Consider the following 12,136-nt stretch of genomic DNA (forward strand, 5'->3'; position numbering starts at 1 on the left):
GATATCCGGTTGTTTTTTCATATCTATCGTCAATGCCATTAAGCATTTTTATATAATGTTTGCTTATTGATCCATGTCTGTAATTTAATGAACAGCAACATGAATACAGATGTGATGAGCACGCCTTTAATCACGTTGAAAGGCAAGATTGCCGTCGTAACGAACTTTCTTGACTCGGGCGCCGACATGGCATCCCATCCCATAAAGAAGGTATAAGCCGGTAAAAAGACAAAATAGTTTAATACGCTCATGAATACTGCCATGGAAACTGTTCCCGCAAGTAAGGCGAACGTCATTCCTTTTTTTGAATTGATTTTCTGAAATACATAATAAGTCGGCAAGACAAACAGTATTCCGGCTATAAAGTTAGCGATATGCCCCACAGGCACAGCAGTCAAGGTCCCTGTCATGACTAAATCCAATAGGTTTTTAATGAACTCGACTAGAATTCCAGCCATCGGACCGAAAATCAATGCCGCCATCAGTGCTGGTATGTCGCTAAAATCAACATTGAGAAAAGGCGGGAATCCTGGAAACGGGAAATTTAAAAGCATCAATAAATACGATATGCTTCCCATCATGGCAAGTGAGACCATTTTTTTCACTTTGTTCTTTTTCATAGTTCTCTCTCCTTCTTTTCCGATCTACCTGAAAAAGAGGTTAGGATTCCAAAATATGTTGATGTTCAATAAAAAACCTTTAATTCCAATGGAATTAAAGGGATAAATTAAAGGTTACATCAAACAAACGTTCAGCAAATAACTGTTGAAACGCACTAAGGAACCTCCATCTTCTCCCATCCAGACTATACTGTCGGCTTTGGAATCACACCAAATCCTGCCTTGTAAGGCTCGCGGGCTTAGAAGTAGAAATTCCTTCATCACCGCCGGTGGGGAATTGCGCCCCGCCCCGAAGATAGACCTATAAAATTTTTTATACTTCCCATTATATCTGAAATACCTTTTTTTTGATAGCATTTTTTCTCATTTGATGCATGTAGGATGAATATCGATCGTCGCAGTGAACGGCTTAAAACGAATGGCGGATTTACAATATGACAATTCAAAAATTTTTCGCAAAAGAAGACGAAGCTATTTATATCGCCGCATTAAACGGATGATCAGATGAAAATCATTTGTTTAAGCGCTTTCATTCAGATAAGCCAAATTGACATTATCAGCATTTCAATTGTAAAATTAACTGAAATTTAAGATAATTTTTTCCTTAGGAAGGTGTTTAGACGTGTATCGGATTTTAGTAGCAGACGCCATTAAACCAGAAGGACTCGGACCGCTTTCAGAGGCATCCACTATTCATCTCATTCAGAAGACCGTAGAGGAAGCTGCAAACGAACTTGATCAGATCGATGCAATTCTTGTGAGAAGTGCAACAAAGGTTTCGGAAGATTTAATGAACCGTATGCCGCGGTTAAAAATTATAGCACGCGCTGGTGTCGGTGTTGATAACATAGACATCCCCGCAGCGACAAAACGCGGGATTGTCGTGGTTAATGCACCTGACGGCAACACCATTTCAACAGCTGAACATACATTCGCGATGATGGCTTCATTATTGCGCCACATTCCGCAAGCTTATGCTTCATTGAAAAATGGGGAGTGGAAACGTTCTTCATATACGGGAACTGAACTTCGTGGTAAAACATTAGGCATAGTTGGCTTTGGACGCATCGGAGGGGAAATTGCCAAACGTGCTAAAGTGTTTGGCATGGATGTCATTGTCTATGACCCGTTCCTGACTGTAGATCGCGCAAAGAAAATGTCCGTAACGGCCCTGCCATTGGATGAATTGCTTCCTAAAGCAGACATCATTACTGTTCATACACCACTAACGAATGAAACTAGAGGATTAATTAATAAAGAAAAACTGCTTACCTGTAAAAAAGGGGTTTATGTACTGAACTGCGCCCGTGGTGGAATTCTAGACGAAGATGATTTATATGAAATGTTAGTTGAAGGGCATGTTGCAGGGGCGGCACTGGACGTTTTCGTCGAAGAACCTCCACTTGGCCATAAACTGCTGGAACTGGATAGCGTCATTGCTACACCGCATCTAGGCGCTTCTACGAAAGAAGCCCAATTAAATGTCGCCGTACAGGTGGCCCAAGAAGTATTGACCTATTTCGAAGGAAATCCAGTATCAAGTTCAATCAACCTTCCGGCCATATCTAAAGAAGTGTTTGAAAAGGTACAGCCATTCCATCAACTCGTTCAGCAAATGGGATCGATTGCTTCCCAGTGCATGAATGAAGGAATTCAGGAAATCTCCGTTACATATGCAGGAGAATCTTTGGATTTCGATACCGCGATTCTTACAAAAAGTCTAATCTCCGGCTTTTTAAGATCAAGAGTCGATGCATCAGTCAATGAAGTGAATGCCTTGTTGATCGCAAAAGAGCGTGGCATAACCATTGGCGAAAAAATCTCTACGGACTCTTTAGGCTACTCGAATTTGATCAGCCTTAAAGTAAAAGGTGACAACCGAGAATTAACAATAAGTGGGACCTATATCGAAAACTATGGTTCTCGAATTGTAAGTTTGAATGGTTTCAAAATCGACTTTCATCCAGAATCGAATTTACTTTATATCCAGCATACCGATAAACCCGGTGTAATCGGTAACGTAGGTAAGATCCTGGGTGATCATGGAGTGAATATCGCCACCATGCAGGTTGGCCGAAAAGAAGCTGGCGGTGAAGCCATCATGGTTTTGAGCTTCGATTTACCATTAGAAGACAACATGAAACAGTTTTTAATGGAAACAGAAGAAATTACGTTCATGGCCCGTATTTCATTATAAGAAGAAAAAAGTGCCCCGCAGCGCGGGCACTTTTTTCTGTTAATGCATTCAATTCACTTGGTTCGGTGCTTCTGGCACCAATATGTCTTCAGTTAAATTCAACTGGCCCACCTCTTCAATAGGAGCATTTTCAAACTTCACTTTTTCAAAACCAAAATCCTTAGCTATGAAGAGTATGGCTTCTAAAGCTTGAAGGGTTTCCTCACTATTTTCAATAACAGCTTGATCTGATAGATGAATGATCACAAGATCTCCATTAGAGCTTATCCTTTCCCATTTCAGGTCATGGGGGATTGCAGGTGACATTCCCTCGATGTCCGCCTCCCCTTTTCCGGCTTGCAGCGCCTCTTCAAAGTCCGGATAACCCATATTGCTTGGAACAAGGAAACTTGGAGAGGACTCATCCCTTTGATAAAGAAGGTATGTGCGTTTTTTTTGATGAGGTATATCCATCTCCTTTAAATATCCCGCATGTGCAAACCTGGCACCTTGCTTCCCTTCTGTGGAAAATGTCATTTTCTCTATATTGTTATAGGAAAGCGTTTCTTCCATCGAATGGAGAAAAAGTGTATCTTCAGCCAACAGTTGGCTTTTTTCTGGAAAATCAATATGGGCAGTGTTTATATCGTTTCCTTGGCTAATCTTTATATCAAGCGGAAAATAGTCAGATAGCCCATATTGCGCTTCATCGATATCGGACATTTGATTAACTAACTGATTCAGTGTATCACTTTCATCATGATGTTTAAGTTTAATTGAAATGGGAACGATGAAATTCATTTGATCATCTGGGACACCCATCGTAATGATCGAGGCATTTTTAAGGTCATCCTGATAGATCGCTTGTTCAAATGTTTTTTCCTTTTCCCCTTTTCGCGGTTCCATTTCTGAAAACTTGTCTTTGGATTCGATTTTCGCTTGGTTACTCGAAAACTCTTGAGATTCCTGTTTATCTTCTGAGGGCTTTTCTTGGTTACTTGCATCCTTCCGTTCAAGATCTGCCATTTCCTTACTTTCAGATAGAGATAATTTCCCACTGCTGCCGCTGTCTTCTCGACTTGTCGTTCCTTTTATTTCAATAATGAACGATGATGCCAAAACAACCATTAAGAATAAGGAGGCAACACCCGCGAATAGAGGTATCCAGTGTTTCTTTTTCTTTTTATCATGTATTCTCGCATACACCTCTGCCTTGGTTCGGTCATCTTTTAATTTCGGAAGCTCGCGCAGCATGTCTTCAATTTCGCTTTCTTTCCAACGGGATCTCCTCAATGCGGTGGCCCTCCTTTCCTGATAAATCTTCCATCAACTTTTTAATGGCCTTCAAAGCTCGGTGCTGGGTCGTTTTTACCTTACTTTCACTCCAATTCAATACTTCAGCAGTTTCCGTAATGGACAATCCCTGAATATATCGTAAAATGATCACGGATCTTTGATTCGTGGTACACCGGTTTAAGCATTGGTAAATATCTTGGATTTCATCGTTCTTGATAGCCACTTCCTCGGGAATGGGCTCTTCATCTTTTAGCAATTGCCTATCCCAATCAAAATTAGGAAAGATTTTGTCTTTCCACCCTTTTTGTTTCCGAAAGTGATCAATCGTCACATTTCTTGCAATCGAATACATCCACGTTTTTTCACTGCTTTTTCCTTCGAAGCGTTCATAGGCCTTCATCACCCGGATATAGACCTCCTGAACAAGGTCTTCGGCGGTTTCTCGATTTTTAGTCATATAAAAAATGAATTGATATATTTCCTGATGATATTTTTCATAAAGATCGTGGAAAACGGAATCCATCATTTCCCCACATCCGTTCATAAATATAGTCGTCAATCTTAAACAAAAGTTACATACTTCGGCTTTAATCTTATTATAAAATTCCGTTAATTTCCACATATCAGGGACTTCTTATTTGTTTCCTAAAAAAACAAAGACAAGTTGGAAAGGAAATCCACTTGCCTTTGTCTTCGCAGTTCTTTATGAAACAGGATTATCTGGCGATCCACCTGTCATTCATTCAGCGTTTTCCATAATTCGAGGCAAAATGATACTGAACGTCGTCCCTTTATTAGGTAAACTGTTTACCGAAATGTAGCCATCATGGGCATTGATAATATTTTTTACGATCGCCAAACCCAATCCGGTACCCGAACGGCCGCGGGTCCTTGCTTTATCCGCTTTATAAAACCTCTCGAATACAAAAGGCAGATCTTCTTCGGGAATTCCAGATCCAGAGTCCCTCACATCAATGATCAGTCCCCTTCGATCACTTGTCCTCTGAATGACATCAATGTTACCGCCTGGGGGAGTATGACGAATCGCATTATCAATTAAATTGGTCAAAACCTGTTCAATACGGTCCGGATCGAAATGCCATTGAATCTGATCGTCTTGCAGGCTGGCTGATATGGTAATCCCTTTTTCTTTAGCCAGCCCAGAAAACTTACTTGTGATCCTCTTTAAATATGGAGAAATAGGTACACATTCATAGCTAAGATTCATTTTACCCGATTCCAATTTAGCTAGATCGAGAAGATCATTGACTAAACGTCCCATTCTCAAAGATTCATCATAGATGATGCGGGCCATTTCCACCTTTTCTTCTTCACTGCCCGCAATGTCATCTACAATCGCTTCACTATATCCTTGCAACATTGAAATCGGGGTCCTTAACTCATGGGAAACATTCGCAATGAAATCAGTCCTGAGTTTGTCCATCCGTCTTTCATCACTCATATCCCTTATGATGGCCACCGCTCCCCGAATATTGTCGCCATTTGTATATAGCGGACTGACAATCAATCCCCAATTACGGCCCTGCAAGGTAATTTCACCGACTTGTTCCTTATCGAAGGACTCTGATTCATCAAAAAGATTCATCAAAACCAAAGGAACATTCACATTATCTTCCCGGTTATAGCCCTTTTCAAAATACCAGGATTGCAGAAACCTTTCCGCTGGCGGATTCGTTTCAAGAATTGTGCCGTCTTTATTGAAGGTGATGACCCCATCTGCCATACTGCTAAGAATGCTTGAGAGATGTTCCTTTTCCTGACTAAGTGCATTCATATTGAATTTCAGTTGCTTCCTCATCTGATTAAACGCTATGGCCAGCTCACCGATTTCATCTTGAGTCAGTATTGGAACCTTTGTATCAAACTTCCCCCGGGCAATCGCTAGGGCGGCTTCCCTCATCTTCACCAATGGAGCATTGATTCTTGTAGATAAAAAGAAAGCAAAAATCGTTGTCAAAATAATGGCGATGCCTGCTGCCAATAAAATGAACTGTGTAGTGGATTTTGTGGTTTCTTCCATGGACTCCAACGATTGAAATAGGAACACTTCATCCTGTTCCCCATTCAATTCAAGCGGAATGCCTACCACGATTGCGGATAAGCCCTCGTTTCCCGCATCCTCCGATAGCGCCATTTCCTTTTTTACAGTCTTTCTTTCCGTAAAAACCTTGAGCAATTCGGGGTCATTTTTAATGAGTTCCGGCGTAATTTCAAACTCATTATCTCCACCGATGGATGAGAATACCATTTTGTCATCATTAAGAATGATCATTTTCGTTTCATTGCCTATTAATTCCGAAGCTATTTGTAATACCTCATTGCTGGATCCCTGATGTTCATTGGTCACCTTAATGATTTGTTCAGCCGTTTTGGTTAAATCATTTTCAATATTTTCAATTTGGAAATTCTCAAAGAATTCGACCAGCAGAACGGTTAAAACAATTAATACAAACGACACGAGCAATAGGATCGTTGCCCATAGCTTCCCTACAACACTGCCCCATAGCATCAGTCATTAATGACTTCGAACTTGTAACCTACACCCCAAACGGTCACAATCATCTTGGCTGCGTTTTCGGATATGCGGTTTAATTTTTCACGCAAGCGTTTAACATGCGTGTCTACAGTTCGAAGATCTCCAAAGAATTCATAGTGCCATACTTCTTTTAACAATTGCTCCCGGTCAAAAACCTTATCTGGGGATTTCGCCAAGAAATATAACAATTCATATTCTTTCGGTGTTAATGAAACCTCTTTATTATCAGCAAGTACACGGTGGGCATCATTGTCTATTGTTAGATGTGAGAAGACGATCACATCTTTTGCCGTCGTTTCCGTCTGCATGTAACCTGTGCTTGAAGAGCGACGCAATAAAGCTTTAACCCTTAACACGACTTCACGGGGACTGAACGGCTTTACGATATAATCATCGGTCCCCACTTCAAATCCTTGAACGCGATTCACTTCTTCCCCTTTAGCCGTCAGCATGATAATTGGAGTCGTTTTCTTTTCCCTTAATTCACGGCAAACTTCGATTCCATCTTTCCCAGGCATCATAATATCCAATAAAATTAAATCATAATCATTTTCAAGGGCTTTTGTTAAAGCCATATCTCCATTTTCAGCTTCATCGATTATGTATTCTTCTCTTTCCAAATACATCTTTAGCAGCCGGCGGATTCTTTCCTCATCATCCACCACGAGAATTTTAATAGCGTTATACATTATGTAATCAGCCTCCTATCATATATTCTACAAAATGAATACTTCCATGACTAATACTTTTTCCTTACAAAGTACGATAAAGAGCCAATTTCACATGGCTTCCATGAACCTTTCACCATTTTGTCACAAAAAAGGCTCCGACCGCTCATTAAGAATGGATAAGTGCTTTTTCTCCGAAATATTCTTATTAAAAGGGATGAAAGGAAAAAGGGATCATTCTCTAGAAAAATCGATAAGCCAACTCCTCGACGTTTCTATCAAAAGACCCCCTTCATCTAATATTACAATACAGAATCAAGCATATGAATGCAAACCAGCAATAACAAGATTGACGAATATCAGGTTAAACATGATGATGGCAAAACCGATGACGGCAAGCCAAGCCGATTTTTCCCCTTGCCACCCTTTAGACAAGCGCAAATGCAAGAAAGCCGCATAAAACAGCCAAGTAACCAGTGCCCAGACCTCTTTCGGATCCCAGCCCCAGAATCGCGTCCAGGCCACTTGAGCCCAAATCATTGCAAAAATGAGGGCACCGAGTGTAAAGATCGGAAAACCGATAAGGACCGAACGATAACTAATCTCGTCCAATAAATTCAAATTCACATTTTTAACGATCGGTTTAATCAATGCTGCCACTCTTTTGCGAGCAATCAACCTTATTAAACCATACAGGACGAGTCCCATACCGATTGACCAAAGTACAGTATTCAGTTTCTTGGCATTGATCAGTGCAGGCATGTCCACCAGCGGTTCAAATCGATCCGTCTCGATGAGTTTCCCTTCATTGGGACCTACCAATGCCGGCAGGTTGAATTCCTGTTTAAGCTCGGCACCGTTTTTATCGACCCACTCAAAATTCGCCTTATAGTCCATGGCCGCAAAAGAAGAAGTGATGATGACGAAACCGACGGTGGAAACTAATGTGAACATGATGGCTTCAAGCCAGAACGTTCTTTTGTTTGATTGTGTCTGATCGACGTATTTGACTAAATAAATGATGGCAGTAACGAAACTTATGGCAAGGATCGATTGTCCCGCCGCTGCAGTCGTTACGTGAATATAAAGCCAGTCACTCTGCAAAGCTGGAATGAGTGGCGATATTTCTGTAGGGAACATACTTGCATAAGCGATTATCAATAACGCAATCGGTAAAGCGAATAGCCCAAGGGCAGGTGTTTTATAAAGAAAATAAATTAATATGAAAGCACCGACCAGCATCATTCCGAAAAAGGTCGTAAATTCAAACAGGTTACTTACCGGAGCATGTCCGGCAGCAATCCATCTGGTGATGAAATACCCAATTTGCGCCGCAAACCCGAGAATGGTGATGAAAATGCCCAATTTTGCCCATTTGTTTTGTTTCTTTTCCTCCGCACCGCGTTTATCCTTGATCGATCCCCCAAATAAAAAGGTTGCGATCAGATATAAAATGAAAGCTGCATATAAAAGGTTACTGCTTAATTCAGCCATTTAAAACTTCCCCCTTACTAGAAGATTTCTCCTCTTCAAGTTGATCCATTGGTTCGGAAAGTGATGTTGATTCTATCGCTTGTTTTATATCTCTTTTAATACCGTGCCAGTTTTTGTTTGTATGGCCGGCCAAAAGTATCTCATCATCTTTCCTCTTAATCCATATACGCCGGTGATTCCAATAAGACCCTTGGACAACGCCGATCATGAAAATGATTCCACCCGTGAATAGGATCCAAAGCGTTAAATCCTTCCTGACGGTCAAAGCCGTGACATCTTGGGTTTCCACACCATTAAAAGCCATTTTATAAGTGTTTTCCCCTAAAGGCTCCACAGTCTCCTTAATCGCCACGAAACTGACTTCACCATCTGGCTTATCAGGGGTATGCATTTTAAAAATAAATGCTGGATTATTCGGAATCTTCGATATCGTTCTAGGTTCGCCTTTTTCATCGAACTCGAAATCGGGGAAGTAACTGATCAAGTCAACGGAATATCCTTCTTTCAACTCGTATTTCTTTTGAGGATTATTCAAATCAACCTTTAAGCTGCCATATTTCTCTTCGGTTTTTTTGTTAATTAAATTAAATGACATCGTACTGAGTTCATCCAGTTTATAGTCTACTTGGTAGAGGGCATAATGATCTTGTTTCAGAGGTTCATTGACTTTGATTTTATAATCTTTTAGCTTAACAAGGTCCACTTTTTCCCCTGGTAAGGTTTCTCCCTTGCGTTCATAGAGCGTAACATCGGATTGATAGGTTTTTGCGATCGTACCGGTTTTATCTATTGCAGCACTGTACTGTTTATCTTCTTCATTTTCTTTGTCATACACATCTAAGGTAAACTCATTATTCTGAAGATAGTATTCACCATTTGTACCCGGGATTTCTTTTCTTTCTCCTTCTCGGAGCCAAAGTACTTTGTCGATATACATCCCAGGGACGGAACGAAATAATGCTCCAATTAAGAAGATGATAAGTCCAATATGATTGACATAGGGTCCCCAACGTGAAAAACGACCTTTTTCGGCAAGTATATGACCGTTTTCCTCTCGTATATGATAACGCTGCCTTTTTAGTCTAGCCTTTACTTCTTCAAGGTTTATATCTTGTTGTTCTTCAAGCTTTGTCACCCCATAAATCCGCTGACGTTTCATGAAACCGTCATGACGTGTGACCCCTTGCTTTTTTAACGATCGATATAATGGAAAGAAACGATCGATACTGGCAATCAATAGTGATATGCCCAGCATGCCAATGATAATCAAATACCACCATGAACTATACAAGTTATGAAACCCGAGTTCATAATACACCCTTCCGAACCAGCCGTATTCTTGCTCATAATGCTGTGCAGGCGTAACTGTTGAAGGGATGTACATTTCCTGGGGTAAAATCGTCCCGATAGCAGAAGCGATCAAAGCAATGACAATGAGCGTCACCCCGACCTTAACGGAAGAAAAGAAATTCCATATTTTATCGATGATCGTTTTTCTATATGTTTGTGAACGCCTGGCACTACCTTCATATCTCATATCAATAAGCTTGTTCTCTTTTTCGTTTCCAAGCACCATTCCGCATTTCCCGCAAATCTTTGTGCCAAACGGATTTACATGACCACAATCGCATTTTACTTCTTTCATGTCAAAAACTCCCCAATATTATGGTTTAATTCTCTCCATATGCTTTTGGATGCTCTCTTCTGTCAAGGCTCCGGTGATGATATCTATCACTTTCCCCTCTTTATCAACCAAAAAGGAGACAGGCAATATATCCACGCGGTAAGCATTTTCCACTTCCCTACCTTTATCGATCATGACAGGAAAGGTAAGATCATGCTTTGTAATGAAATTATTGACAGCATAGTCAGATTCCCCGACGTTAACGGCCAATATCTCAACGCCCTGGTCTTTAAAGTTTTTATATTGATTTTCCATATAAGGCATTTCATATTCACACGGCTTGCAATATGTACCCCAAAAGTTCAGGAAGACGCCTTTTCCCTTGTAATCGGAAAGTTTATGCTCTTTACCTTCCATATCAGTCAAGACGAAATTGGGTGCATCGGATCCTTTTCTCAGGCTTTCTTTCTTATCTTTGGTGAAGTTCGTATAAAGGGCAAACACTAAAGCTGCACCTAAAAGCAGGAGAATGATGGTTCTGCTAATGAGGCGTCGCTTCTTTTTATCCATAGAGTTCCTCCTAAGGCCACACTAAATTTAACCATACCATTATACCATTTAACGCCATGTCCTTTATATTTACATTTCTGAAGGTTTTGTGACATTCTTTCCCGATTCATGAAGGAAAAGGTATTTACAGGTTGTTTTCCACCACCCATTTCTTCCAGGGGAAGAATGGGGTAGTGGTTTCAACCTATCAATACGGAAAAAATACTAGCTTACATTCTCCGCTGTTTAGGCTCGGTCGTTGCTAAAGTCCGCATTAATTTAACTTCATGTGGAGTCAGCTCCCGGGAATCCCCTGCAGTTAAACCGTCCAAGGTCAAGAAACCATATTGTTCCCTCTTCAATTTAATGACGGGATGGCCAATTGCTTCGAACATCCGGCGGACTTGCCTGTTCCTGCCTTCATGTATAGTGATTTCAACTATGGCCGTTTCCTTTTTCTTGTCGGTGGACAATACCCTCGTCTTGGCGGGAGCAGTCTTGCCATCCTCCAACTTGATACCCTTATCCAGCTTTTTCAAGCTTTCACGCAAAGGCATCCCTTTCACTTTTGCCACATACACTTTATCCACTTCATGCTTCGGATGCATTAACGTGTTTGCAAATTCCCCGTCATTGGTTAAAATCAACAAGCCCGAAGTATCGTAATCCAAGCGGCCAACTGGATAAATCCGTTCATTGATGTAAGGGAAAAAGTCCGTTACGACTTTTCTGTTCTTATCATCAGAAACGGCCGAAATGACGCCGCGCGGTTTATAGAATAGGAAATAAACCGGAGCTTCTTTTTCAAGCGGGACTTCATTAACCTCAACCTTATCATTAGGCCCCACTTTCACACCTAATTCCTTCACTACTTTGCCGTTCACTTTTACCTTACCTTCTAAAATCAATTCTTCTGCTTTACGGCGGGAAGCCAGTCCAGCATGTGCTATCACCTTTTGTAATCGTTCCATCTATCTTCACCCCATAGTATAATCATTCGTTTGTTATTGTCTATACATACACAATCATACAATTATTACATATTGAGAGGCAAAAACAAAAGGTTTTTCGCGATTAAGAGCTTTTCTTTTATTATTACACCAATAATGGGACGGTTAAATGGGTTGGTTTCCATAATGAGTGTAACATAGC

General features: G+C 40.8%; 10 protein-coding genes and 1 riboswitch. Of the genes, 1 reads left to right on the forward strand and 9 read right to left on the reverse strand.

Translation table 11 applies throughout. The features are described 5' to 3' along the window. Positions 1-38: 38 nt before the first annotated feature. Positions 39-620 carry an ECF transporter S component gene (locus MKX49_RS14465; protein ID WP_034308089.1) on the reverse strand — a complete coding sequence of 194 codons (582 nt, stop codon included), beginning with the start codon at positions 618-620 and terminating at the stop codon, positions 39-41. 164 nt (positions 621-784) lie between these two features. Beyond that, positions 785-921: riboswitch (FMN riboswitch) on the reverse strand. 321 nt (positions 922-1,242) lie between these two features. Here MKX49_RS14465 and serA point away from each other — a divergent pair. Then, positions 1,243-2,817 carry a phosphoglycerate dehydrogenase gene (gene serA, locus MKX49_RS14470; RefSeq protein WP_340876861.1) on the forward strand — a complete coding sequence of 525 codons (1,575 nt, stop codon included), beginning with the start codon at positions 1,243-1,245 and terminating at the stop codon, positions 2,815-2,817. Between the two features lie 48 nt (positions 2,818-2,865). Here serA and MKX49_RS14475 read toward each other — a convergent pair whose 3' ends face one another. The 8 genes from MKX49_RS14475 to rluB all read right to left on the reverse strand — a co-directional run bounded on the left by MKX49_RS14475 (position 2,866) and on the right by rluB (position 11,955). Further along, on the reverse strand, positions 2,866-4,089 hold the full coding sequence (locus MKX49_RS14475; RefSeq protein ID WP_340876862.1) for a GerMN domain-containing protein: 1,224 nt from the start codon (positions 4,087-4,089) through the stop codon (positions 2,866-2,868). After that, positions 4,055-4,615, reverse strand: a complete 561-nt coding sequence (sigX, locus tag MKX49_RS14480; RefSeq protein WP_048680217.1) for an RNA polymerase sigma factor SigX — start codon at positions 4,613-4,615, stop codon at positions 4,055-4,057. Before sigX ends, MKX49_RS14475 begins: the two co-directional genes overlap by 35 nt. 216 nt (positions 4,616-4,831) lie before the next feature. Further along, positions 4,832-6,625, reverse strand: coding sequence for an ATP-binding protein (locus MKX49_RS14485; RefSeq protein WP_048680105.1), 1,794 nt, complete (start codon positions 6,623-6,625; stop codon positions 4,832-4,834). Further along, positions 6,622-7,338, reverse strand: a complete 717-nt coding sequence (locus MKX49_RS14490; protein WP_034308096.1) for a response regulator — start codon at positions 7,336-7,338, stop codon at positions 6,622-6,624. The genes MKX49_RS14485 and MKX49_RS14490 overlap by 4 nt, the downstream gene beginning before the upstream one ends. Positions 7,339-7,632: 294 nt before the next feature. Beyond that, positions 7,633-8,811, reverse strand: a complete 1,179-nt coding sequence (gene ccsB / locus MKX49_RS14495; protein ID WP_340876863.1) for a c-type cytochrome biogenesis protein CcsB — start codon at positions 8,809-8,811, stop codon at positions 7,633-7,635. Continuing rightward, positions 8,804-10,456 (reverse strand): cytochrome c biogenesis protein ResB, encoded by a 1,653-nt coding sequence (gene resB / locus MKX49_RS14500; RefSeq protein WP_340876864.1) that lies wholly within the window; start codon positions 10,454-10,456, stop codon positions 8,804-8,806. Before resB ends, ccsB begins: the two co-directional genes overlap by 8 nt. An 18-nt stretch (positions 10,457-10,474) precedes the next feature. After that, positions 10,475-11,005, reverse strand: a complete 531-nt coding sequence (resA, locus tag MKX49_RS14505) for a thiol-disulfide oxidoreductase ResA (RefSeq protein WP_340876865.1) — start codon at positions 11,003-11,005, stop codon at positions 10,475-10,477. A 209-nt stretch (positions 11,006-11,214) separates the two neighbouring features. Beyond that, positions 11,215-11,955, reverse strand: a complete 741-nt coding sequence (gene rluB / locus MKX49_RS14510) for a 23S rRNA pseudouridine(2605) synthase RluB (RefSeq protein WP_034308106.1) — start codon at positions 11,953-11,955, stop codon at positions 11,215-11,217. Positions 11,956-12,136: the final 181 nt, after the last annotated feature.

It is taken from the genome of Peribacillus sp. FSL M8-0224 (assembly GCF_038003055.1).
GTDB lineage: Bacteria > Bacillota > Bacilli > Bacillales > DSM-1321 > Peribacillus > Peribacillus frigoritolerans.

Coding starts and splice junctions, on each gene's coding strand:
- sigX (WP_048680217.1), bottom strand. CDS start 4,615: ATGGATTCCGTTTTCCACGATCTTTATGAAAAATATCATCAGGAAATA.
- MKX49_RS14490 (WP_034308096.1), bottom strand. CDS start 7,338: ATGTATAACGCTATTAAAATTCTCGTGGTGGATGATGAGGAAAGAATC.
- ccsB (WP_340876863.1), bottom strand. CDS start 8,811: ATGGCTGAATTAAGCAGTAACCTTTTATATGCAGCTTTCATTTTATAT.
- resA (WP_340876865.1), bottom strand. CDS start 11,005: ATGGATAAAAAGAAGCGACGCCTCATTAGCAGAACCATCATTCTCCTG.
- rluB (WP_034308106.1), bottom strand. CDS start 11,955: ATGGAACGATTACAAAAGGTGATAGCACATGCTGGACTGGCTTCCCGC.
- resB (WP_340876864.1), bottom strand. CDS start 10,456: ATGAAAGAAGTAAAATGCGATTGTGGTCATGTAAATCCGTTTGGCACA.
- MKX49_RS14465 (WP_034308089.1), bottom strand. CDS start 620: ATGAAAAAGAACAAAGTGAAAAAAATGGTCTCACTTGCCATGATGGGA.